This is a genomic window from Burkholderia sp. SRS-W-2-2016 (assembly GCF_001931485.1).
Taxonomy (GTDB): Bacteria; Pseudomonadota; Gammaproteobacteria; order Burkholderiales; family Burkholderiaceae; genus Paraburkholderia.
Map to the genome: position 1 here is coordinate 1 of NZ_MSDV01000013.1, position 23453 is coordinate 23453.

Here is a 23453-nt window from a genome sequence, read left to right on the forward strand (position 1 = left end):
GCGATGGGCAAGAAACGTCGGCAAGCTTCGCCCGACCGGTCTGAGCCGGCACGCGGCGATTCGCGAGTGCGCGCGGATTGCATGCACCGCTGGAACGGTCCGGTGCGGGCGCGCCGATTGTTAAGTCGCCGCGCAGCCCCTACATTCCCGGCATCGCTCTATTTACTTACCGGGAGACTTTCCATGATCGAGATTCGCCGTTCCGAAGAACGCGGCCACGCCAACCACGGCTGGCTCGACTCGTATCACAGCTTCTCGTTTGCCGATTACCGCGACCCCCAGCACGTGCATTTCGGTCCGCTGCGGGTGATCAACGAAGACCGCATCGCCGGCGGCCAGGGCTTCGGCGCGCACGGTCATCGCGATATGGAGATCGTCACGTACGTGCTCGAAGGCGCGCTCGCTCACCGCGACAGCATGGGCAACGGCTCGACGATCCGTCCCGGCGACGTGCAGCGGATGAGCGCCGGCACCGGCGTGCAGCACAGCGAGTTCAACGCATCGGCCGACGAGTCCGCGCATCTGTTGCAGATCTGGGTGATTCCGCAGCGCGCGGGCGATCAGCCCGGCTACGAGGAAAAGCGTTTCGACGCCGACAGCAAGCGCGGTCGCCTGCGGGTGGTCGCGGCGCCCGACGGCCGCGACGGCGCGGTGACGATCCACGCGGACGCATCGATCTACGCGGGGCTGTTCGACGGCGCGGAACGCGCGACCTTTGCGGTGCCGGCCGGGCGTCTCGTCTATGTGCACGTCGCGCGCGGCGCGCTGAGCGTGAACGGCACCGCGCTGAAGGCGGGCGACGCGGCGAAGCTCAGCGACGTCGATACGGTGACGCTGGAGAACGGGGAGAGCGCGGAAGTGCTGCTGTTCGATCTCGGCCAGTTGAACGGCTGATGCGGGATGCGCCGCTCCGCGACCGGCGCGAAGCTGCAAACCGCGGTTCAGGCGAGAACGCCAGAACGCCTGACCGCCAAAATGGCAAACGCCACGGAAAACTTCTTCCGTGGCGTTTTTTTATCCGCAAGACGGCCTCCCTGGTCCGCCCTGCAGCGCAGCGCGCTTACTGGTTGGCAGCCGGTGCGGGCGCCGCTGCCGGTGCCGACGCCGCGCCCTTACGATGCTCGAGGCGCTCGCGCATCTTCTCGTGACGCTCTTCCATCCGCGCGAAGCGCTTCTTCAGCGCGGTGCTGACGGTGGCCTTCTGCTGGTCGTTCAGGCCGTTGTAGAACTTCAGCCACGCGTCGGTGGTTTGCTGACGCAGTTGCGCATCCTTCTGTTCGATCTGCTGGTGGCCGGCGGCCATCGCGTTCAGGTCGAGGATCGGCTGTTGCTGCGCGGCCTTGAACTGGCTGCGGGCCTGTTCGTGGTTCGCGCGCATCGCCGCGTGGTTCTGCTTCATCGTCTCGAGCGCGCCTTGCCACTGCTTTTCCTGATCCGCGTTCAGCTTCAGCTGGTCGTGCAGTTGCGTCAGGTCCTTCATGAAGTGGCCGTGCCAGCCGCCGGGGCCGCCAGGGCCGCCGTGTGCGTGGTCGGCCGGTTGTGCGGCATAGGCGGCACCCGCGCCGAGGGCGAGAGCGGTGGCGGCAACGGCGAGAACGCGCGACATCTTTTTGGTGGACATATAAGGCTCCTTGTAATGGAATAGCCGACGGTGCAACCGGTCAATGGACTCGCCTGCATTCGGTAAGGCACAGCGTAGAGAACCGTGCCGGCCGCTGTGTTACGCGGCTGGGTGCGGCTATTACCGCCGATTACGCGCGGCTTTCACCGTAACACCCGGTAACCCTTGACGCGGTTCTGACAACGAAACTCCAATCTGGCGAGCGTTAAACTTCATCCCATGGCTACTCAAATACTTGTCGTCGACGACGACGTCGAACTGCGCGATCTGTTGCGCGACTATCTCGCCCGTCAGGGCATCGAAGTCTCGGTGCTGCACGACGCCGGCTCGCTCGAGCGCCGGCTCGAACGCGAGCGCCCGGACCTGATCGTGCTGGACCTGATGATGCCCGGCGTCGACGGGCTCACCGCGCTGCGCAAGCTGCGCGCGTCCGGCGACGACATCCCCGTGATCATGCTGACCGCGCGCGCGGACGACGTCGACCGTATCGTCGGGCTCGAGCTCGGCGCGGACGACTACCTCGGCAAGCCGTTCAACCCGCGCGAGTTGCTCGCGCGCGTGCAGGCGGTGCTGCGGCGGCGTCGCACGTTGCCGTCGGCGGCCGCGCCGGAGCAGCGCGAGCCGTTCAACTTCGGCCGCTTCACGCTGGACTTCCAGTCGCGCACGCTGCATCTCGAAGACAAGCCGCTCACGCTGTCGGGCAGCGAGTTCGCGCTGCTGAAGATTTTCGTCAATCACCCAATGCGCACGCTGACCCGCGAGCGCTTACTGGAACTGCTGCACGGTCCCGAGTACGACGGCACCGACCGCGGCATCGACGTGCAGGTGTGGCGCCTGCGTCGCATTCTCGAAACCGATCCGTCCACCCCGCGCTTCATCCAGACGGTGCGTGGCCGCGGTTACGTGTTCGTGCCGGACGGCGAGCAAAATGCGCCGGCCCATTGATTCGCTGTTCGGGCGGCTCGCACTGCTCGTCGTCGCGGTGCTGATGCTGTCGCATTTCGCGTGGTACGCGCTGATGCGGCTCGAACGCTCGCAACTGCAAACGCGCTACGCGGTCGAGGAGGCCACCTTCCTCGTCGACGCGGTGCGTCAGCACGTCGCCCGCACACCGGATCAACCGTTGCCGTCGCGCGTCAAGCTGGTCGATCCGACCAGCCCCGACGTGCCGGCGGTCAGGGAAGAGCCGTCGGCGCCGCTCGAGCGCTTTATCGACGACGTGCGCGACCGCATGCCGGCCGGCACCCAGGTGCGCGTCGGTCCGCCCGGCGGCCCGCCCACGCTGTGGGTGCGCGCGGCGACGGACCAGAACTGGATCGTGGTGCCGGTGCAGCCGCTGCGGGTGCCGCGCTCGCTGGACCGCACGGTGTTGTGGCTCGCGATCATCTTTTCGTTCGCGGTGATGGCGGCGCTGTTCGCCGCGTGGGCGTTGCAGCAGCCGCTGCGCTCGCTCGCCCAGGCGGTCACCCGCTTCGGCCGCGGTCTGCCGGTGCCGCCGGTGCCCGAGCGCGGCCCGCGCGAATTGCGCCAGCTCACGCATGGTTTCAATCAGATGGTGCAGGAGGTCGCGCGGACCGAGAACGATCGCGCGGTGATGCTGGCGGGCGTCGCGCATGACCTGAAAACGCCGCTCGCGCGGCTGCGGCTGCGCGCGGAAATGATGGACGACGCGAAGACGCGCGACGGCGTGGTGCGCGACGTCGATTCGATGACGCATATCGTCGAGCAGTTTCTGGTGTTCGCGCACGACGGCGCCGATCGCAGCGAGCCGGTCGAAGTGGATGCGCAGTGCGAGCGCGTGGTGCGCAGCTATCGGGCGGTCGCCGCCGGTGCGCCGACCGTGCGGACCGAACTGAATGCGGGGCCGTCGTTCCTGCTGCCGGCGGCCACGCTCGACCGGATCCTGTCGAACCTGCTCGACAACGCGCACGCGTATGGCGCGCCGCCGGTGGTGGTCGCTACCGCGCGTACTCCGCAGGGCTTCACGCTATCGATCAGCGACAACGGCAGCGGCATCGCCGCCCAGGATCTGATCAACGCGAGCCGACCGTTCGTGCGGCTCGATCCGGCGCGCGGCGGCAATGGCCACAGCGGATTAGGTCTGGCGATCGTCGAGCGGCTGGTGCGGCGCGCGGGCGGCGAATGGCAGATCGGCAACCATGGCGGCCGCGGTTTGCGGGTGCTGATGAGCTTTCCGTTCGAGGTGTTGCCGCGCGAGACGGCGGCTTCGGAACACGCGTGGTAGAAGCCTGGTAGCAATCAGGCGGAAGCAGCGGAGTACGGCGAAGAGGTGAAGGGGGAAGCGTCGCGATGCGGGCGCCGGGCGTCGGCATCGCGTTGGGGGTACAGCAGTTGTACGTCAGTGCCGCTTCAGCGGTGCCTTAGTCCGCGAACAGCGTATTCAACGCGTTGGCCGTCTCGCTATCCACGGTATTCCACGTGACCGTGTCCGCCTCGAAGATGTAATGCGTCGTGTATTTGCCGAGGCGCGCGAGTATTTCCTCCTGAATCAATTCCGGTGCGACTTCCAGTTTCAGATACCACGCGGTGGATGACAGCCGCGTCTGGAACGCGCCGTATTCGGCTAGCAGATGGTCGAATGCATCAGCGTCCTGATCGCGACAGACAATCACCAGATTTCCCTTCATGCGAATCTCCCGTTAGAGCAGTAGCGACAATCGAATGTCAGGTTCGATGATACCTGCTTAGTCGCGGGAGGCTCGGTGCTGCGGGCAGCAGACTGATGCGCACGTGCGCTGCGCATTCACCACTTCTTCACCACGCATTCACCGCGGTGCGCGTCGGCGGCGCGGTGTCGTCGGGCGGCAGCGCTTCGGTGCGGTCGCGCCCGCCGGTCTTGGCCGCGTACAGCGCGGTGTCGGCGCGGCTCATGATGCGCTCGGGCAGATCGTCGGGCGACAGCTCAGTGATGCCGATGCTCACGCTCAAGCCCGCCGAGGCCGGCAGCTTCGGCGACGGCACCGCCTTCAGGCGCAGCCGCAAACGCTCGACCACGTCGCGCCCGCTCGCGAGATCGGTGGCCGGCAGCAACAGACCGAACTCCTCGCCGCCGAGCCGGCCGATCGCGTCCGAGCTGCGCAGCTCCGCGCGGCAGGTGTCGACGAAATGCTCGAGCGCGCGGTCGCCGGATGCGTGGCCGAAGCGGTCGTTGATCTGCTTGAAGTGGTCGAGGTCGGCGATCGCCATGCACACCGGCTCGTGATTCGCCCGCGCGCGCTCGATCTCGCGCCGCAGCAGGTCGAGGAAATAGCGCCGCGACAGCGCGCCGGTCAGCGCGTCGTGCCGCGCCTCGGCCGACAGCAGCGTATTGGCCGACTGCAATTGCTCGGCGAGATCGCGGGTGGCCCGGTGGTGACGCCGCTCGCGCACATAGGACACGGTGATCACCCACGCGAGCGCGACGGTGCCGGCCAGCGTCAGAAACACCAGCAGATGGTCGCGCTTGTGATTGCGCAGCAGCTCGGGCCATGCGGCGAGCGGATCGACCAGATGCGCGGACAGCCCCGAATTCAACCCGCTGCGGGACTGATAGAGCGCCGGCGCCGGCTGCCGCGACATGCCGAACAACTGCCCGGCGACCGCCGCGGGCACCCACGGCGCGCGTTCGCGCAGCTCGGTGTCCTCGCGGATCAGCATCTCGGGAAAGGTCTCGCGGCGGTAGATCAGGCGGCGCTCGGCGGCGGTCATCTGGGTGACGCGGGTGTTCGGCAGCGCATGGCCTTCGAGTTCGCTGTTGTGCGCCATGATGATCACGCCGTTGTCGTCGGCGACGAAGGTGCCCGCGTGGGCGACCCAGTGGCGCAGCCGCGCGATGCCGACCTTGGCGACCACCGCGCCGACCAGCAGCCCGTCCGCATAAACCGGCGCGGCGATGAAGATGCCCGGCTCGCCGCTCGCGCGACCCACCCCGTACGCTTCCGCGAACGCGCCGAGCAGCGCGTTGGTCAGATAGCCGCGCGCGCGCATGTCGACGCCGACGAACGATTGCTGCGCGCCGTCGGGATTGTCGATCGTGCTGCTGGAGGCGACGCAGATGCCGTTCGCGTTGACGATCCAGATCTGGTCGAGCCCGGAGAAGCCCTGCGCGTCGTGCAGGAACTTGCTGACCGAGGTCATCCGCGGGTTGTTGAGCAACGCGGCGCGCAGCGCGGGTTCCGCCGTCTCGCTGTTCGCGGCATAATTCTGCGCTTGCACCAGGGCGCGCTGGACGACGTCCATTTCGGCCATGGTTGCGGGGATGGCGCGAGACATCGCGAGGTCGCTGGCGATCACTTCAGCCATGTTGTCGACGATCGACATGGACATTTGCCGCTGGGTACGCAGCGCCGCGTCCAGCTCTTGCTGTACCATCCGGTCCGCGACCATGCCGGCCACGAACCAGCAAACCAGTACGATCAGCGCGAAGCTGACCGGTCCGGCTATCTGGCGCAAGGTTGTCCTGTTCATCGACCCTCTGATCCGTCTGGCTGTGACATGCAACTTGCTCAATCGTGGCAGCGCGCTCGCGCTGTGTCGGTTCCCGCGGCGATCATTGCGCCGGCCGCGGTTCCGGCCCGTCGCAAGCAGGGTTCGCCGCGTCGCCGCAGCGGCCCCGGATGAGCCGTTTCTAAACAGGTACGTCGACTCCTGATTTTAACCGTCATGGGGCCCGACGCCACCGTTATTGCTAGGGATGCCGCCCGGATAGCGCGGCCGATCAGGTTGTTAACGGCTGTCGCCGCGGTTTCTTGATGGTCTGGCGGTGCTCCGGCGGCGCCTCGCCGGCAACCTCGCCGCGCGGTGCCGCTCGCGTATGTGGCTTGCGCGCCACGGCGCCGGCGGGTCGCGCGACGGGGCGCCCGCAGTCCGCGGAAAGCACGGTACAGTGCGGCGCGGCAAACCCGCGCCGAGGCTTGCCGAAGGCTTACGCCACGGGGCTGCGGCCGGTTTCGCGAATTGCGGCGCCAAGGTTGTGCCTGAAACATCGGATGGTGTAGTGTCGTGCCGTCCAAACGAGGAGAGCCCCGCCGGCCTTCGGGCGGCGTCCGCGCCGACAGCGATCCGGCGTGACGGTTGTGGTGCTGGACCGCTCGTCCACCCACCCGGCCGTTGCCGGACCACGTGTCTCCAACGCTAACGAATTACCACGCACGCGTGTTTTGCCATGCCTGATTTCCGCTTTCCGGACCGATCCATAGACCGCCGTGCGCTCGTCGCGGCCTCCTTCGAGCGTTCGCATGCCTGTTCCGACGGGGAGGGTCTCTGATGGATTTCAGCTTCAACCTGAAACGCACCGCCAACGCGTCCGCATGGCGGGTGCTGCCCAATCGCTGGGACTTCGTCGCGTTTCCGCTGATCATCTGTCTGATCGCGATGGCCTCGATCGGCTTTCATGAAACGCTCGCGCCGATGTCGACGCTGAAGACGCAGTCCATCTCGCTCGATCCGGCCAACCTGCCCGAGTACGCGATGCGCACCACGCTGCGGATGCTCGCGGCGATGGTCGCGTCGCTGATCTTCACGCTGGTGTACGGCACGCTCGCGGCCAAGAGCCGCCGCGCCGGCCTCGTGCTGGTACCGATTCTCGACATCCTGCAGTCGGTGCCGGTGCTCGGCTACATCTCGTTTACGGTCACCTTCTTCCTCGCGCTGTTCCCGGGCCGCGTGCTCGGCGCCGAGCTCGCGGCGATCTTCGCGATCTTCACGAGCCAGGCGTGGAACATGACGTTCAGCTTCTATCAGTCGCTGCGCACGGTGCCGCGCGATCTCGACGAAGTGTCGCGCGGGTTCCATCTGACGTCGTGGCAGCGCTTCTGGAAGCTCGAAGTGCCGTTCTCGATGCCGGGCCTGATCTGGAACATGATGATGTCGATGTCGGGCGGCTGGTTTTTCGTCGTGGCGTCCGAGGCGATCACGGTCGGCAATAAAACGATCACGCTGCCGGGCATCGGCGCGTACCTCGCGCAGGCGATCTCCGACCAGAACCTGCACGCGATCGGCTGGGTGATTCTGGCGATGACCGTGGTGATTCTCGCGTACGACCAGTTCCTGTTCCGTCCACTGGTCGCGTGGGCCGACAAGTTCCGCATGGAGTTCACCAGCTCGGGCGACGCGCCCAAATCGTGGCTGCTCGACCTGATCCGCCGCACCCGCCTGATTCACCGTCTGCTGGTGCCGCTCGGCTGGATGTTCGCGCGCGCCGCGCGGGTGCGTTTCCAGCTGCCGTCGTTCAGCGCGCCGCGCTTCCATATTCCGCAGACCGAGAAGAGCTCGAAGCTCGGCGACATCGTGTGGGCGACGCTGGTGCTGCTCGTCACCGTGTTCGTCGTGTATCGCGTGTTCCTGTACGTGCGCACCGGCGTGTCGCTCGAAGAGGTCGGCCACGTGCTGGTGCTCGGCTTCATCACGCTGCTGCGCGTGGTGGTGCTGATCGCGATCGCGTCGGTGATCTGGGTGCCGGTCGGCGTGCTGATCGGCCTGCGTCCGGCGCTCGCCGGAAAGATCCAGCCGCTCGCGCAGTTCCTCGCCGCGTTCCCGGCGAACCTGCTGTTCCCGGTGTTCGTGATCGCGATCGTGCGGTTCCATCTGAACCCGGATATCTGGCTGTCGCCGCTGATCGTGCTCGGCACCCAGTGGTATATCCTGTTCAACGTGATTGCCGGCGCGAGCTCGTACCCGAACGACTATCGCGAGGCGGCCAAGAATTTCCACATTCGCGGCTGGCAATGGTGGCGTCAGGCGATGCTGCCGGGCATCTTCCCGTACTACGTGACCGGCGCGATCACCGCGTCGGGCGGCGCGTGGAACGCCAGCATCGTTGCCGAATTCGTCCAGTGGGGCGACACCAAGGTGGCCGCGCACGGCCTCGGCGCCTATATCGCGCAGACCACCGCGGCGGGCGATTACCCGAAGATCATCGTCGGCATCGCCGTGATGTCACTATTCGTGACCCTGTTCAACCGTCTGCTGTGGCGTCCGATGTACGCCTACGCCGAAGGCAAGCTCCGCCTAGATTGAGAAACAAAGGCCTAACGCGATGCAAAATCCTAAAGCTGCTATGACCGCCGCGCCGATCCAGACGCCGCCGAAGCCCCCGCGCCTCGGCGAGGAAATCCTGCGCGTGAAGGACGTGTGCCGCGGCTTCAACAAGACTCAGGGCGAGCTGCTCGTCCTCGACGACGCGAATCTGTCGCTGCGCGAAGGCGAGATCGTCGGCTTGCTGGGCCGCTCGGGCTCGGGCAAGTCGACGCTGCTGCGTATCATCGCCGGTCTGATCGAGCCGACCGACGGCGAAGTCACCTATATGGGCAAGCCGCTCGACGGCCCGGCCAAAGGCGTCGCGATGGTGTTCCAGACCTTCGCGCTGTTCCCGTGGCTGACCGTGCTGCAGAACGTGGAAGCGGGTCTCGAGGCGCAGGGCGTCGGCGCGAGCGAGCGGCGCACCCGCGCGCTCGCCGCGATCGACCTGATCGGTCTCGACGGTTTCGAAAACGCGTATCCGCGCGAGCTGTCGGGCGGGATGCGCCAGCGCGTCGGCTTCGCGCGCGCGCTGGTGGTCGACCCGACGCTGTTGCTGATGGACGAGCCGTTCTCCGCGCTGGACGTGCTGACCGCCGAAACGCTGCGTACCGACCTGCTCGATCTGTGGACCCAGGGCCGCATGCCGATCAAGGCGGTGCTGATCGTCACGCACAACATCGAGGAAGCGGTGTTCATGTGCGACCGGATTCTGGTGCTGTCGTCGAATCCGGGCCGCGTGATCGCCGAGATCAAGGTGCCGTTCAAGCATCCGCGCAATCGTCTGGACCCGGCGTTCCGCCGTCTCGTCGACGAGATCTACGCGAAGATGACCGCGCGCCAGACCGACGAGAAAACCCGCAAGGGGCTCGAGCTGCACAGCTGGCTGCCGCATGTGTCGACCAACCTGATGGCGGGTCTGATCGAAACGCTGGCGGCCGCGCCGTACCACGGCCGCGCGGACATGCCGGAAATCGCGCGCTCGCTGCATCTGGAGGTCGACGATCTGTTCCCGATCGCCGAAGTGCTGCAGCACCTCGGTTTCGCCGACGTGCGCGAGGGCGACATTTTCCTGACGCCGCCGGCGCGGGTGTTCGCGGAGTTCGGCACCCAGGAGCGCAAGATGATGTTCGCCGAGCATCTGCTGCGCCACGTGCCGCTCGCCGCGCGAATCAAGAAAGTGTTGAACGAGCGGCCCGGGCATCGCGCGCCGCGGGTGCGCTTCGAGCAGGAACTGGAAGACTTCCTGTCCGACAGCGCCGCCGAGGAAACGCTCGACGCGGTCATCAACTGGGGCCGTTATGGGGAAATCTTCTCGTATAACGACCAGACCGAAATCTTCAGTCTGGAGGACGTGGAGTCCTGAGCCGCATCCGGTGGCGCTGACGGGATCGTCGGCGTGACAGAAAAAACGGCCCGATCGGCGTATGCCGGTCGGGCCGTTTTTTTGTGACTGCGGACTGCGTTACTGCAGGCTGCCCCAGCGGCTGACCGCCGGTTCGGCCGTCGCCCATTTCCAGCCCTTGTCCTGCTGGCAGGCGGTTGCCGTGAACCACTGCTCGGGCGAGTCGGGTTTGTCGCCGTCCTGCACCGAGAAGACGAATTCCTTGCACAGCACGAGCGCCGAATTGATCGCGTGGGTTACACGCACCTGGCCGTGACCGTTCTCGATCGGCAGCGTGTGCTTGACCGACCACGGCTTGGTCTCGCCGACCGACATCGTGCCGACGAGCGCCGCCATCAGGTCCTGCTGATCCTTGTGCATGCTGCGCATGTAGCGGGCGACCGCTTCGTCGGTGGCGGCCTGCACCGCGATGCCGACGCCGAGCGCGACGGCCGGATTGCTGGTCACGATCCCGGATGCGACGCCCGCGGCCGCGCCGCTGGCCGCACCGATCGACGCGCAGCCGCTCGTGAGCAGACTCGCGCCGACGCATAGCGCGCCGGCCGCGAACAGCCGCAGCCGGTGGCCGGCGAACGGCAGCGCGCGCGCACGGTCCGCGCGTTGCGGATCGCGCCGGGTCGTATCGGGTGAGGGTTGCGGTGAAGCGGAACGCGCGCTCATTGCAGCGCGCCCCAGCGCTCGGTGGCGGGCTCGGCCGATGCCCAGCGCCAGGTCTTGCCGTCGCGGCAGACCGACGCGATGTAAAACGCGCTGTTTGCCGGCACGTCGCGCTTCGCTTCCTGATCGACGGAGAAGACGATTTCCTTGCAGTCGAGCGCGCCGGTGCTGATCATCCGGCTGACGGTCACGCGACCGTGTTCGTCGTCTTCGATCGGGAACGAGTGGTTGATGCTCCAGGGGGCGACCGCGCCGACGTCGAGCGGACCGGCTGCCTGGGCGATGCTGTTCTGCGTATTGCGATGGACCACGCGTTCGGAATACTGCACGCCGGCGCGCGCGGCGGCGACTGCGCCGAGACCAATACCGGTCGCGACCGCCGCGTTGCTGGTGACCTTGTTGGCCACCGCCGCACCCGCGATACCGGCGCCGGCTACCGCGCCTTCGTTGTAGAGCGAGCCGCAACCGCTCAAGGTCGCCGACACTGCCAACGCCAGCGCGATCAGCGCCGTTGCGTGAGGGCGTTTGCTCGCGACAACGGTTTTCACGCTGCCTGCCCACACCATGTTCTTTTGCATTTCTCTTGTCCCTGCCCGTACAGGTGCCATCGATCACGCGCGAGGAGCATGTGAACGAGCGGCACGTCGTTCATTACGCTGCCGCATTGTGCAGGATGCGATTTGTAATTGGCAGCAGAAAAGTGCAAGAAATTGCAAAACAGCGTGCGACGGCAGGGGATCTCTGATCCCGCGCGGGAAGAATTTGCCTGGTTATCCCAAGTAATTTGCGGGCGAGGAAAATTTGCCGTGGGAGTAGTACGAAAAGGGGATTCGGCAGAGAGGCCGCGCTTGAACGAGTGCTTTGCGCGGGACCTTACGTGCAGATAACTGGGGGCTGCATGGTGTGCCGCGGAGAGCAGCGATTAGCAAGAAAGCGTGAGCCGCTACCCTGGCGGCAGCGGCTCACAGTGTGATACATCGTGACATTCGCCGGCACTAAGACGGACGCTCACTGATCGCCATCGTCCTCGCCGCTTTCATCGCCGTAAGCGCTCAAGCGGTTATAGAGCGTTTTCAGACTGACGCCGAGCGCTTTGGCCGCGCGTCGTTTGTCGCCGCCGCAGTACTTGAGCGTGCCGAGAATGATCTGCTTTTGCGCGTCGGCGAGCGGCGTGCCGATCCAGACGCTCATCGCGTCGCCCTGCGTGACCGCTTTCTTGACCCGTGAGGCCAGATGCGGATGCGGCAATTCGACGGTCTTCTCCGCGAGAATGAACGCGCGATACACGGCGTTTTTCAGCTCGCGCACATTGCCGGGCCACGACCACGCGCGCAGCGTTTCGAGCGAGCGCTTGCTGAAACTCTTGCTGGTGCCTTCCTGCTGATTGAGCTGCGCGAGGAAATGCTGCGCGAGCAGTTCGCGATCGTTTTCGCGCTCGCGCAGCGGCGGCGCGCGCAACGGGAATACCGCGAGGCGGTACATCAGGTCCTCGCGCAGGCCGTTTTCCTTCACCGCGACCGCGGGGTCGCGATTGGTCGCGGCGATCACGCGCACGTTGCCGCTGATCAGATCGGTGCCGCCGACCCGATAGAACGTGCCGGTCTCGAGCGCGCGCAGCAGTTTGACCTGGCGCACCGGCGCCATTTCGGTGATTTCGTCGAGAAACAGCGTGCCGCCGTTCGCATGCTCGAAGTAACCGATGCGGCCTTGCACCGCGCCGGTGAAGCTGCCTTTTTCGTGGCCGAACAGCTCGGCTTCGATCAGTTCATCGGGAATCGCGCCGCAGTTCACGGCGACGAACGCGCCGTCCTTGCGGCTGCTGCGCTCGTGAATCGTGCGGGCGATCAGCTCCTTGCCGGTGCCCGATTCGCCGATGATCAGCGCGGTCGCGTCGGTATCGGCGACCCGCTCGATCTGCTCGTACAGATCCAGCATCACCGGCGACGAGCCAAACAGCAAGCCGTACGATTTCAGTCCCGCCACGCTGTCCGCGACGCGCTGCTTCGCTTGTGGCGAAGCATTGCTGCCGGCGGAGACGGCGGGCGAGTCCAGATCGATTGACGCCATAAACGGGGAGTCCTGTGCAAATGAAGTTCGTGTTGCGGCGCGCAGGCCTTGAACGCGATAGTTCGAACAGCCACTATCTCACAAATATCGATTTAACCACTTCGGCACTGTTTCCGGCAAACCCGACAATCGGGCGCGCGAAAGCGTCGCGCACGATCGGTCGAAACTGCTTGAAGCACGCCTTTTTCAAGCATCGAAGCGATAAATTTACCGGGCACACGCTTTGCGTGATTGACCGATCTATTCAGTCGTGCGAGCTTTTCAGCGGCGACGATCGACAGCCGCCGACAAGCGCGCACGGTTCGATCGGGCGACGCTCGCGAAGCGCGAAGCGCGGGCGAACGCCGATCCAGACGAGGAGTGAAAATGACAGACACCACGCAACAACTTGCACTCGGCGGCCAGAAGATCGTCGAAGACCTTCGGGTGCTATTGAGGGATTCGGAGGAAATGCTGCGGCTCGCGGCGAACGTGCCGGGCGAGGGCGTCGATGCGCTGCGCAATCGGCTCGGCAGCCACGTCGAAACATTGCAGTCGGCGTTGGGCGACGCGCAGCGTAACGTGCAGCACCGCTACCGGGTGGCGACCGTGAGCACCGAGCAATACGTGCGCCGCAACCCGTGGCGCTCGCTCGCACTCGCGGCCGGCGCCGGTTTCGTGCTCGGCGTGCTGGTCTCGCGTTAGGTCAGGCGCCGCGCTGTGTCGCTCGATTCACGTCGCCGCGCCGCGCATCGCGCGCGATCCGCATCACCGGATGGTTTGCATCCCGACCCAAGCTAAGGAGTTCACGATGGCACGACCCACAATTGGCATCTTCGGCGCCTTGATGGCGCTTGGCGGCTTTCTGGCGGTTCGCTACGTGCAGAACCGGCGCGGCGGACAGTTTTCCGCGACGCGCGAGCTCAATCGCTGGGAAAACGAGGGGGGGGCGGTGGCGTCGCCGGTGACGGTGGCGGCCGAGGTCGCGCCTGCCGCGCACGGCGGCAACGGTTCGGGCCAGGTGAACGGCGAGAGCCGGGCGTGGCCGTTTCCGCGCAGTTGATCGGTGATTACGCGCTGGTCCGGCGGCTTTACCGGCGCTGCGCCGCGGCGGCCGGAGTCGTCGGGCGGCGTCCCGAATACATTGTTAAATGCATCCTATAAAGACGTATAATGGATAAATAGACAACAATGCAGCGAAGATTGACGCATTCTCGCGCATAATTGTTGCAATTTTTTATGAAATGGCCGGCGCGATGCGAATGCGTCGTATCTTAGTCGGCTGTCTCCGCGGCATGCCCGCTCGCATGCTTCGCCTATTTCCTACCCACGCTTGCAGGCTTTCGAAACGCGATGCCACATGTACTGATTGTCGATGACGACGCAAGTACCCGCGAGGCGCTTTCCGCCATCATCGGGGAAGACGGCCTGACCACCGCCACCGCGGGCGATCTGCGCGAAGCACGGATTCAACTGGTCCGGCAGATGCCGGACGTCGTTTTCACCGACCTGAAGCTGCCCGACGGCAGCGGGGTCGACCTGTTCGAAGATCTCGATCCGCGCTCCGGCGTCGAGGTGATCGTGATCACCGGTCACGCGACGGTGGAGTCGGCGGTCAGCGCGCTGAAAATGGGCGCGACCGACTACCTCGTGAAACCGATCAACATGCAGCGCGTGAAGGCGATCCTGTCGCGCCTGCCGCGCGCCGGCGACCTGAAGGCCGAGATCGGCACGCTGCGCGGCGAGCTGCGCCGGATGGGCCGCTTCGGTCTGATGCTCGGCAATTCGCCGGCGATGCAGGAGGTCTACGACCAGATCAGCCGGGTCGCGCCGACCGCTGCGTCGGTGATGCTGGTCGGCGAATCGGGCACCGGCAAGGAAGTCGCCGCGCAGACGCTGCACGAGCTGAGCCTGCGCCGCAAGCACGCGTTCCTCGCGGTGAACTGCGGCGCGATTTCGCCGAACCTGATCGAATCGGAAATGTTCGGCCACGAGCGCGGCTCGTTCACTGGCGCCGATCGTCAGCACAAGGGCTATTTCGAGCGCGCGAACGGCGGCACGCTGTTCCTCGACGAAATCACCGAAATGCCGATCGAGCTGCAGGTGAAACTGCTGCGCGTGCTCGAGACCGGCATGTTCATGCGGGTCGGCACCACCAAGGAAATCGAAACCGACGTGCGCCTGATCGCGGCGACCAATCGCGATCCGGAGCAGGCGGTGCTCGAAGGCAAACTGCGGCTCGACCTGTATCACCGCCTGAACGTGTTTCCGATCAGCCTGCCGCCGCTGCGCGAGCGTGGTAAGGACGTCGAACTGCTCGCGCAGGCTTTCCTCGACGAACTCAACGAGCGCCACAGCACGAAGAAGCATTTCCCCGCCGCGGTGAAGGAGATGCTGCTGTCGTATCCGTGGCCCGGCAACGTGCGCGAGCTGAAGAACTACGTGCAGCGCGCGCATATCATGTCGAGCGCGGATTCGGACAGCACGGCGACCGTGCCGCTGCAGATTTCGCTGTCGAAGCCGGCGGCCGGCACCGCGATCACGATTCCGTTCGGCACCTCGCTCGCCGAGGCCGACCGTCAGCTGATTCTGGCGACGCTCGAACAATGCGGCGGCGTGAAGACGCGCGCCGCGGAGATTCTCGGCATCAGCCTGAAGACGCTGTATAACCGCCTCGTCGAATACGGCAACGATGCACGCGATGACGGCGACGCCAGCGACGAGTCGCGCGCGCTCGGCGGCGCCGACGTCTGATACCTCTGATTCGCGGCGGCCGCGCGAGGTGCGCGGCAACCGTCGCGAGCTGCCGCCCGCGTTGCCGGGCGGTGGCGCATAACCTTCTCCCTACAGTACACAGCACTCACACAGCACGTATAACGGCACAGCCCTTGCTGCGTTCCTGAGGAACGTAAAACGAGGTCACCGACATGCCGCACAACGCTGCCGTTCCCGAGCCGCTCCTGCCGCACTACGCCCACCGGCCCGAGCCGGTCGAACCGCCCACGCCGCCGGCCCCACCGCCGCCGGGTCCCGGCGAGCCCGATACGATTCCCGGTCCCAGTCCCGAACCCATCGAGCCGATCGAACCGGTGTCGCCGCCGATCGGCGATCCGCCGCCGCAGCCCACGCAAACGCCGCAGGCGCGCTCCACGCGCGAGCACGCTGCGCTGCGGTGCTGAAGTAGTGAAGCGGGGCTACGCAGAAGCCCGCTTTCTGCGGCTGCGCCGGCCGCGTTTTCGTCTGTTGAAAGCGTTGATGCGGTGCGGCGAATTTGTGTACTTGTTACAAAGCCGGCGCATGTTTTACCGGCAATTTACCGTTGCGCTTCCTAGACTGTATTGATCCCGCCACAAGCGGCGCGCTTCCCCTGGAGGCATCGATCATGAGACATCCCGCATTGCGTCGTTCCGCGCGGCATGCGAAGCGCGGTCCCCGGCCAGCCGACATCACCGCCGAGCCGGCGGTGGCGCCGGACCCCGCCGCGCAGAACCGGATCGCGCCGCACACGCCGCCGGACGGCGAGCACAACCAGGGCGGCGTGCGTCAGGAAGGCCTCGAATACCAGCGCGATCTGGGCTCCGAGCAGGACGCCTGACCGGCGCCGCGTCGGCACGCGAGGGCCGCGCGATCCGCGTCAGCGCGGCCTGCGCAGACGCTGCGGTCCGCGGCTGGCTTCCGGCGACGAAGATTCCGGCTTTACCCGATAACGAAGAAAAACCTTCTTCGCGACTTGTTAGGGTCGCGCGCTTTTACTCGTCCGTCACATTTGCACACAATTTCCTTTCTGATATCTCTTAAATCGGCACGCGACTTGCATGCACTGTTTTGGCGCATATCCGCATACAACGAAACAATGGAGCACTAATGAGCAGATTGATCGTGGTATCGAACCGTGTCGCGCCGATCCAGGAAGCGCGCCCCGCAGCGGGCGGGCTCGCCATCGGCGTGCTGGACGCGCTCAAGGAGACAGGCGGCGTCTGGTTCGGCTGGAGCGGCGAAACGGTGAGCGAGCCGTCCGCGCCCGTGATCGAGAAACAGGGCAACGTCACGTACGCGACGGTGGGCCTCACCAAGCGCGACTACGATCAGTACTACCGCGGATTTTCGAACACGACGTTGTGGCCGACCTTCCACTACCGCAATGATCTGTCGCGTTACGATCGCCAGGAATACGCGGGCTACCAGCGCGTCAACGCGATCTTCGCGAAGCAGCTCAAGGAGCTGCTGCGACCCGACGACATCATCTGGGTGCACGACTACCATCTGCTGCCTTTCGCGCGCGATCTGCGCGAGCTCGGCGTGCAAAATCCGATCGGCTTTTTCCTGCACATTCCGTTTCCGGTGCCCGAAGTGCTGCGCACGATTCCGCCGCACGAGGAACTCGTCAAGGCAATGTGCAGCTATGACGTGATCGGCTTTCAGACCGAAGCGGACCGCCAGTCGTTCGTCGACTATATCGAGCGCGGCCAGCACGGCACGTCGAGCGAGGACGGCATCGTCCACGCGTATAACCGTTTCCTGAAAGTCGGCGCGTATCCGATCGGGATCTATCCGGACGCGATCGCGAAAGCCGCCGAGCAGTTCACCGACCGCAAGCCGGTCAAGAGCCTGCGCGACGGCATGCGCGGCCGCAAGCTGATCATGAGCGTCGACCGGCTCGATTATTCGAAGGGGCTGGTCGAGCGCTTCCAGGCGTTCGAGCGTCTGCTGCAAAACGCGCCGGGTTGGCATGGCCGGGTCTCGCTCGTGCAGATCGCGCCGCCGACGCGCGCCGATGTGCAAACCTATCAGCGTATCCGTCAGACCCTCGAAGGCGAGGCGGGCCGCATCAATGGCCGCTTCGCGCAGCTCGACTGGACCCCGATCCAGTATCTGAACCGCAAGTACGAGCGCAATCTGCTGATGGCGCTGTTCCGGCAGTCGCAGGTCGGCTACGTGACGCCGCTGCGCGACGGGATGAATCTGGTCGCTAAGGAGTACGTCGCGTCGCAGGATCCGGCCGATCCGGGCGTGCTGGTGCTGTCGCAATTCGCCGGCGCCGCCGAGCAGTTGCCGGGCGCGCTGGTGGTCAATCCGTTCGACCTGTCGCAGATGGCCGAGGCGCTGGAGCGCGCACTGTCGATGCCGCTCGCCGAGCGTCAGGCACGTCACGCGGACATGATGAAGCCGATGCGGGAGAACAACCTGTCGGTGTGGCGCGATACCTTCCTCGACGATCTGCGCAATGTCGCGACCGCGACCTCGGTGACGGCCAAAGCGGTAAAGCTCGCTGACGTGACGGCATCGTCCTGAGTGGACGGGCGCCGCCCGCTCAAGCGGGCGGTGCGGATGCCGATCACGTCTCCGGGCAGTGCCGCAGGGAAGATCGGAGAACGAAGTAAAAGCGAAAGGGCGCGCATCGCGTGGCGGCGATGCGCGCCCTTTGGCGTTTTGGGCGGATACGCTGCAAACGCGAGAGCCGTAGCGGTGCTGCATCGAGGCCGGCCGGAGCGCTCGTGCGGGCGCGTTGCACTTCGAGCGCCGGGCGCGCCCTCGGTCCCTCACGCGTGCTGCGGACCCTGCTGCGTGACCCGCAGCGTGCTGACCACCGCCGCGACCGCCGAGAAGCCCGCGGCCACGTACAGCGCGATCACCGGCCCATGCTGCGGCGCGACCCCGAAGATCAGCGCGACCAGCGCCGCGCCGAGCGTCTGCCCGGTCAGGCGCGCGGTGCCGAGCATCCCGCTTGCGCCGCCGCTGCGATCGCGCGGCGCCGACGCCAGCATCGTGCGATTGTTCGGCGACTGGAAGATGCCGAAGCCCGCGCCGCACAGCGCCATTCGCCACGCGATCTGCAACGCGTCCGGATGCGGGCCGAGCGTCGCGAGCAGCAGCAACCCGACCGTCAACGCGGCGAGGCCGATCCCGCCGAGCCAGCCCGCCGACAGCTTGTCCGACAGCACCCCGGAGATCGGCGCCGCGATGATGATGATCGCGGGCCACGGCGTCATCAGCAGTCCGGTCTCGACCTGCGACATGCCGAGCGTTTCCTGCAGCATGAACGGCAGCGACACGAAGGCCAGCATCTGCGCGCAGAACGAACAGACCGACGTGCCGATCGACAGCGCGAACACCGGAATGCGCAGCAGATCGATCGGCAGCAGCGGCGCGGTCTGGGTCAGTTGACGGCGCACGAAGAAGTAGCCGATCACGAGCGCGCCGAGCGCTTCGAGCGTCACGTAGCCGAAATTCTCGCCGTGACCGAGCCCGTCGACCGCGAAAATCAGCAGGCCGAACACGAGCGCGTTCATCACCGCGCTCAGATAGTCGTACGGCGATTCGTGGCCGGGATTCAACGGCAGCGCCTTGAAACCGCCGATGATCGCCGCGATCCCGATCGGCACGTTGATCGCGAACAGCCACGGCCACGTCGCGACCGCGAGCACGCCGGAGGCAACGGTCGGCCCGACCGCCGACGACACCGCGACCACCATCGCATTGAGCGCGACGCCGCGCCCGAGTTGGCCGGGCGGATAGATCATCCGCACCAGCGCGGTGTTCACGCTCATGATGCCGGCCGCGCCGAAGCCTTGAACGACGCGCGCGAGCGCGAGCGTCGGCAGCGAGGTGGACAGCGCGCAGCCGAACGACGCGACCGTGAACAGGATCAGCCCGGACAGATAGATGCGCCGGTAGCCGATCCGGTCGCCGAGCGACGCGAGCGGCAGCAGCGAGATCGTGATCGCCAGCTGGTACGCGTTGACGACCCAGATCGACGCGGCGGGACTGGCGTTCAGGGTGCGGGCGATGGTCGGCAGCGCGACGTTGGCGATCGCGCTGTCGAGCACCGCGAGGGTCAGCGCCAGCGCAATGGTGAGCATCGCCCAGTAGCGTTGCGGTACCGGCAGGCCCAGCTCGGTGCCGTTCGCGAAGGCGGGCTTGGCGGACGGCGGGGGGCCGTCCTTGCGCGAGGGTTGTGCGTGCATCGATTGTTGGAGTTCTAGTGGGGCGCCGCGCGCTGCCGGTTATTTGAGTTCGTAGAGACCCGTGTGGGTCGTCGAGTCGATTTCGTTCAGATGCGTCATGAAGCGCGCGATCGCGTTGGTGGTTTCCGCGCCGATTTCCAGGTGCGGCACCTTCAGCGCATGCAGCCGGAAAATATAGCGATGCGTGCGGTCGCCGCGCGGCGGCGCGGCGCCGCCGAAGCCGACCGTGCCGTAGTCGTTGCGCAGCTGCAGCGCGCCTTGCGGCAGCAGCGCGCCATCCGCCTTGCCGGCGTTGCGCGGCAGCGAACGGGCATCGGCCGGGATGTTGACCACGACCCAGTGCCAGAAGCCGCTGCCGGTCGGCGCGTCGGGATCGTGAACGGTGAGCGCGAAGCTTTGCGTATCCGCGGGCGGCGCTTCCCATTGCAGCGACGGCGAGATGTTTTCGCCGTCGACGCCGAACGCCTTGTCGTCGTACTCCTGGGCTTTCGGCATGAAGCCGTTGGTGGGAAAGTCGTCGGACCAGAGACGGAAGTCAGCCATGATGTGCCTCCCTTGTTGATTGGTTCTGGGATCTTCGGAACGGGCGATGCCGCGGCGGCTGGGGTGTCCGGGGTGCAGGCAACGCGTGTCGCATAGCAGCCGCAAGGGTCGCGCCGGCATTCGCAAAACACCCGGAAAGCCTCGCCGTGGCGCACCTCGAAAGCGCTACGGGTTAGCTCGTCGAGTGTATCACCAGCCATCGTGAGACTCGCGCCGGCTGCGCAGCCTGGACGCGGCTTTCAGCGCCGTTTCAGCCGCGTTCCTCGAACTCGGGCGCGTCGCTTTTGAGCCAGTCGACCAGCCGTTCGATCACGCCCGCGATATCGCGATTCGCGCCGCGCAATGTGCATTCCCACACCACCGCGACGCGCCAGCCGCTCGCCAGCAGCGCGGCGCGCACCTTGTCGTCGTTGCTGCGGTTGCGGCCGATCTTCTCGCGCCAGAACTCGGGGCGCGTCTGCGGCCACTTGAACAGATGGCAATCGTGGCCATGCCAGAAGCAGCCGTGCACCAGCACGACCGCGCGATACCGCGGCAGCACGATGTCGGGACGGCCGGGCAGATCGCGCGCATCGAGCCGGAAGCGAAAGCCCTGCCGATGCAGCAGGCTGCGGATCAGAATCTCCGGCTTGGTGTTGCGGCCGCGAATGCCAGACATCATCCGGCTGCGGGTCGCGCTATCGACGATATCGACCATCGTCAGCGTCCGGATGAAGCGCGCGTTGCGGCACGCCGCGTGACCCGGCGGCGGCAGCGCGGCTGGTAGGAGCGCTCAGGCATGCAGCGGTTGCGGGTGTCGGGACGCATCGCGGGGCGGTTTAGCGAGCAGGGCTTGCACGTGCGGCAGCATGATGCGCGCCACTTCGCGCATCACCGGCATCACCACGCTGTTGCCGAATTGCCGGTACGCCTGGGTATCGCTGACCGGAATCCGGAAGGTGTCGGGAAAGCCCATCAGACGCGCGCATTCGCGCGGCGTCAGGCGTCGCGGGCGCAGCGTTTTGCCTTGATAGACGAGAATTTCGGAGCCGTCCTTGTGATAACGCGCCGACAGCGTGCGCGTGACGCTGTCCGGATACGCCATCCCGAAACCGAAGCCGTTACCCGCCGCGCGATGCTTGGCCGCGTAGTTCTGCAGATACGCCCACAGCTTCGGCGTCAGCGTGTACTTCGGCTGCACGCGGCGCGCGGCGTGGTCGAAGAAGCGGTCGTGGTCCCACGGCAGCACCGGCTCGCTGCCGTCCGTGCGATGCAGGATCGAGCCGAGCCGCGGCGCGTGCTCGGGCAGGCGCAGGTCGTCCCACGTGAATTCGGTCTTGCCGCGAAAGCCGACGATGATGATCCGCTCACGATGCTGCGGCGTGAAATGCTGCCCGTCGATCACGCGGTAATGCACCTCGTAGCCGAGCTCGTCGCGCAGCGTTTGCAGGATTACGTCGAAGGTGCGGCCCTTGTCGTGCGACAGCAGGTTCTTCACGTTTTCGAGCAGGAACGCGGCGGGGCGCTTTTCGGCGATGATCCGCGCGACATCGAAAAAGAGGGTGCCCTGGGTCGTGCATTCGAAACCGTGCGGCCGGCCGAGCGCGTTTTTCTTGCTGACGCCCGCGATCGAGAACGGCTGACACGGAAAGCCGCCGAGCAGCACGTCGTGGTTCGGCACTTCTTCGGCGGGAAAGGAGACGATGTCGCCGATCAGCGCATGCTCCGCGCCTGCCGGATAGTTGTCGCAATAGGTGCGGGTCGAGAAGTCGTTCCACTCGCTGGTGAACACGCACTCGCCGCCGTGCGCCTCGAAACCCATGCGGATGCCGCCGATGCCGGCGAACAGATCGATGAAGCGGAACGACGCCGCGTCGCCCGAATGGGTCGCCGCGCGCGCGCCTTGTTGCAGCAGATCGCGCAGCGCCGGCTCCAGCATCGCGGGACACGGCGTTTCGCCTTTTTCCCAGCGACGTACCGTCTTGATGTCCTTGCCGACGTGCGCGGCGATTTCGCGTTGGGTGAAGCGGGCGCGCGCCTGCCGGAGCAGGTCGAGCGGGGCGGCGAGGGTCACGTGGCGTCCTTGCTGGGAATTTTTGCGGACATTATGACCTAAGGTCGTCCCATTTCCCCGGTTTTAGCGGCGTCGGATCCAAATTTTTCTCATGGTTGTCGCATTCCCGGCTTCGTCGGCGCCGAAATCTGCTTGTCATGAATCGACGTGTACGCTTGCGACGTGACGCACATTCCCTGCGTTGCGATGTGTGTTTGCGGCCGCGACCTTGTGCGCGGCCATTTTTTTGCGGGCGTGGGAAAGCACGTGCCGGGCGGCACGCATGCGTTCGCGGTGGTGTGTCGGTGGGATCTGGCGGCGGCGCGGTGTTGCGCAGTGGGTGAGACCCGCGGCGCGCCGCACAGACCGTCAGCCCGAGCGTCGCGACGGCGTCGCCTTGGCCGGCCGGGGCGGCGTGAAGCCCGCCCATTCACCCTGCGGGGTGGTCTCGAGGTGCTGGAGTTGCAGCAGCAGACTGTCGATTTTGCACAGTTGCGCGTGGCCGAGTTCGCCGATATCGAGCAGCGCTCCAAGGCGTTTGCGCCAGTAGGAGGCCGGCAGAATCGGGCCGCCGAAGTCGCCACGTAACGATACGTGCATGACGCGCGCGATATGGGCGATCTCCTGATCGATCAACTTGGCTTGCGGCGATCCAGACGGTATGGCGAGTGTGCTGTCCATGGCTCCTCCCTGAGCGCCATTACGGCGGCGCGCGGCGAAACTTTAGGGTGTTCGATGAAATTTTTTTCGCGATCGTGAGATGCCGCTCGTCGATGCGCCCGCCGGCGCCGTGGCGGTGCCGGGCATAGCCGTTGCTGTGTGCCGATACCGGTGGAAGGCCGCGCCGGCATTTCTGTCGAACGCAGATATCGGAGTCCAATATGAACAAGGATCAAGTGAAGGGCGTGGGTGAGCAGGTCAAGGGCAAGATCAACGAGACCGTCGGCAAGGTCACCAACGATCCGGCGAAGGAACTGAAGGGCGACCTGCAACAAGGCGCCGGCAAGGTGCAGAAGGCCTATGGCGATGCGAAGGAGGACGCCAAGGACGAGGCGAAGCGTCGTAACCCGTGAACCGGTCCGGCATAGCCGGCTGTAACGCGGTGGAGGCGTCGCGCATGCCGCGGCGCCTTTTTGTTTGTGGTGTCGGCGGCGGTCGGTGTGAGGG

Annotated in this window: 23 protein-coding genes; 12 read left to right on the forward strand and 11 right to left on the reverse strand. The window is 65.9% G+C overall.

Features of this window, described 5'->3' with window-relative positions; translation table 11 throughout:
* Positions 1 to 183 precede the first annotated feature (183 nt).
* Complete coding sequence (locus tag BTH42_RS04310; RefSeq protein WP_075296127.1) at positions 184 to 894, forward strand: pirin family protein; 711 nt, start codon at positions 184 to 186, stop codon at positions 892 to 894.
* Positions 895 to 1060: 166 nt separating this feature from the next.
* Here the strand turns inward: BTH42_RS04310 and BTH42_RS04315 are convergent, their stop codons facing one another.
* On the reverse strand, positions 1061 to 1621 hold the full coding sequence (locus tag BTH42_RS04315; protein WP_075296129.1) for a periplasmic heavy metal sensor: 561 nt from the start codon (positions 1619 to 1621) through the stop codon (positions 1061 to 1063).
* A 219-nt stretch (positions 1622 to 1840) separates the two neighbouring features.
* Between BTH42_RS04315 and BTH42_RS04320 the strand changes: the two genes are divergently transcribed.
* Both BTH42_RS04320 and BTH42_RS04325 read left to right on the forward strand, forming a co-directional pair.
* The gene (locus BTH42_RS04320; RefSeq protein WP_075296131.1) at positions 1841 to 2566 is read left to right on the forward strand and encodes a response regulator; all 726 of its coding nucleotides are present in this window, start codon (positions 1841 to 1843) and stop codon (positions 2564 to 2566) included.
* Positions 2550 to 3866: an ATP-binding protein gene (locus BTH42_RS04325; RefSeq protein WP_075296133.1), complete on the forward strand. Its 1317-nt coding sequence runs from the start codon at positions 2550 to 2552 to the stop codon at positions 3864 to 3866. Before BTH42_RS04320 ends, BTH42_RS04325 begins: the two co-directional genes overlap by 17 nt.
* 136 nt (positions 3867 to 4002) lie before the next feature.
* Here BTH42_RS04325 and BTH42_RS04330 read toward each other — a convergent pair whose 3' ends face one another.
* Entirely contained in the window at positions 4003 to 4269 is a 267-nt protein-coding gene (locus BTH42_RS04330) for a hypothetical protein (RefSeq protein ID WP_075296135.1), read from the reverse strand.
* A gap of 127 nt (positions 4270 to 4396) precedes the next feature.
* Positions 4397 to 6088 (reverse strand): sensor domain-containing diguanylate cyclase, encoded by a 1692-nt coding sequence (locus tag BTH42_RS04335; RefSeq protein ID WP_075296137.1) that lies wholly within the window; start codon positions 6086 to 6088, stop codon positions 4397 to 4399.
* A 798-nt stretch (positions 6089 to 6886) separates the two neighbouring features.
* Here BTH42_RS04335 and BTH42_RS04340 point away from each other — a divergent pair.
* Together BTH42_RS04340 and BTH42_RS04345 are read left to right on the forward strand one after the other, a co-directional pair.
* The gene (locus BTH42_RS04340; protein ID WP_075296139.1) at positions 6887 to 8638 is read left to right on the forward strand and encodes an ABC transporter permease subunit; all 1752 of its coding nucleotides are present in this window, start codon (positions 6887 to 6889) and stop codon (positions 8636 to 8638) included.
* Between the two features lie 19 nt (positions 8639 to 8657).
* Positions 8658 to 10004, forward strand: coding sequence for an AAA-associated domain-containing protein (locus BTH42_RS04345; RefSeq protein ID WP_075296141.1), 1347 nt, complete (start codon positions 8658 to 8660; stop codon positions 10002 to 10004).
* A gap of 99 nt (positions 10005 to 10103) precedes the next feature.
* Here BTH42_RS04345 and BTH42_RS04350 read toward each other — a convergent pair whose 3' ends face one another.
* From BTH42_RS04350 to BTH42_RS04360, 3 genes are all read right to left on the reverse strand, one after another.
* Positions 10104 to 10703 (reverse strand): hypothetical protein, encoded by a 600-nt coding sequence (locus BTH42_RS04350; protein WP_256701773.1) that lies wholly within the window; start codon positions 10701 to 10703, stop codon positions 10104 to 10106.
* On the reverse strand, positions 10700 to 11278 hold the full coding sequence (locus BTH42_RS04355; protein ID WP_075296143.1) for a hypothetical protein: 579 nt from the start codon (positions 11276 to 11278) through the stop codon (positions 10700 to 10702). Before BTH42_RS04355 ends, BTH42_RS04350 begins: the two co-directional genes overlap by 4 nt.
* 430 nt (positions 11279 to 11708) lie before the next feature.
* The gene (locus BTH42_RS04360; RefSeq protein WP_075296145.1) at positions 11709 to 12767 is read right to left on the reverse strand and encodes a sigma-54-dependent Fis family transcriptional regulator; all 1059 of its coding nucleotides are present in this window, start codon (positions 12765 to 12767) and stop codon (positions 11709 to 11711) included.
* Between the two features lie 366 nt (positions 12768 to 13133).
* Here BTH42_RS04360 and BTH42_RS04365 point away from each other — a divergent pair, with 366 nt between their 5' ends.
* The 6 genes from BTH42_RS04365 (at position 13134) to otsA (ending at position 18038) form a co-directional block, all read left to right on the forward strand.
* Positions 13134 to 13451: a YqjD family protein gene (locus BTH42_RS04365; RefSeq protein WP_075296147.1), complete on the forward strand. Its 318-nt coding sequence runs from the start codon at positions 13134 to 13136 to the stop codon at positions 13449 to 13451.
* Positions 13452 to 13557: 106 nt separating this feature from the next.
* Positions 13558 to 13809, forward strand: coding sequence for a hypothetical protein (locus BTH42_RS04370; RefSeq protein ID WP_075296149.1), 252 nt, complete (start codon positions 13558 to 13560; stop codon positions 13807 to 13809).
* A gap of 290 nt (positions 13810 to 14099) precedes the next feature.
* Positions 14100 to 15500 carry a sigma-54 dependent transcriptional regulator gene (locus tag BTH42_RS04375; protein WP_075296151.1) on the forward strand — a complete coding sequence of 467 codons (1401 nt, stop codon included), beginning with the start codon at positions 14100 to 14102 and terminating at the stop codon, positions 15498 to 15500.
* Between the two features lie 173 nt (positions 15501 to 15673).
* The gene (locus BTH42_RS04380; protein ID WP_075296153.1) at positions 15674 to 15925 is read left to right on the forward strand and encodes a hypothetical protein; all 252 of its coding nucleotides are present in this window, start codon (positions 15674 to 15676) and stop codon (positions 15923 to 15925) included.
* Between the two features lie 203 nt (positions 15926 to 16128).
* Positions 16129 to 16341, forward strand: coding sequence for a hypothetical protein (locus BTH42_RS04385; protein WP_075296155.1), 213 nt, complete (start codon positions 16129 to 16131; stop codon positions 16339 to 16341).
* A 269-nt stretch (positions 16342 to 16610) separates the two neighbouring features.
* Positions 16611 to 18038 carry an alpha,alpha-trehalose-phosphate synthase (UDP-forming) gene (gene otsA, locus BTH42_RS04390; RefSeq protein WP_075296157.1) on the forward strand — a complete coding sequence of 476 codons (1428 nt, stop codon included), beginning with the start codon at positions 16611 to 16613 and terminating at the stop codon, positions 18036 to 18038.
* Between the two features lie 248 nt (positions 18039 to 18286).
* On the opposite strand, the gene BTH42_RS04395 is transcribed toward otsA, so the two are convergent.
* The 5 genes from BTH42_RS04395 to BTH42_RS04410 all read right to left on the reverse strand — a co-directional run bounded on the left by BTH42_RS04395 (position 18287) and on the right by BTH42_RS04410 (position 22967).
* Entirely contained in the window at positions 18287 to 19711 is a 1425-nt protein-coding gene (locus BTH42_RS04395) for an MFS transporter (RefSeq protein WP_075296159.1), read from the reverse strand.
* A 39-nt stretch (positions 19712 to 19750) separates the two neighbouring features.
* The gene (locus BTH42_RS04400) at positions 19751 to 20254 is read right to left on the reverse strand and encodes a YbhB/YbcL family Raf kinase inhibitor-like protein (protein WP_075296169.1); all 504 of its coding nucleotides are present in this window, start codon (positions 20252 to 20254) and stop codon (positions 19751 to 19753) included.
* 250 nt (positions 20255 to 20504) lie between these two features.
* Positions 20505 to 20951, reverse strand: a complete 447-nt coding sequence (locus BTH42_RS34660) for a very short patch repair endonuclease (RefSeq protein WP_143751968.1) — start codon at positions 20949 to 20951, stop codon at positions 20505 to 20507.
* Positions 20952 to 21026: 75 nt separating this feature from the next.
* Positions 21027 to 22307 (reverse strand): DNA (cytosine-5-)-methyltransferase, encoded by a 1281-nt coding sequence (gene dcm, locus BTH42_RS34665; protein WP_143751969.1) that lies wholly within the window; start codon positions 22305 to 22307, stop codon positions 21027 to 21029.
* Positions 22308 to 22655: 348 nt separating this feature from the next.
* Complete coding sequence (locus tag BTH42_RS04410) at positions 22656 to 22967, reverse strand: hypothetical protein (protein ID WP_075296171.1); 312 nt, start codon at positions 22965 to 22967, stop codon at positions 22656 to 22658.
* Between the two features lie 200 nt (positions 22968 to 23167).
* On the opposite strand from BTH42_RS04410, the gene BTH42_RS04415 reads away from it, so the two are divergent.
* Positions 23168 to 23359 carry a CsbD family protein gene (locus BTH42_RS04415; protein ID WP_075296173.1) on the forward strand — a complete coding sequence of 64 codons (192 nt, stop codon included), beginning with the start codon at positions 23168 to 23170 and terminating at the stop codon, positions 23357 to 23359.
* Positions 23360 to 23453: the final 94 nt, after the last annotated feature.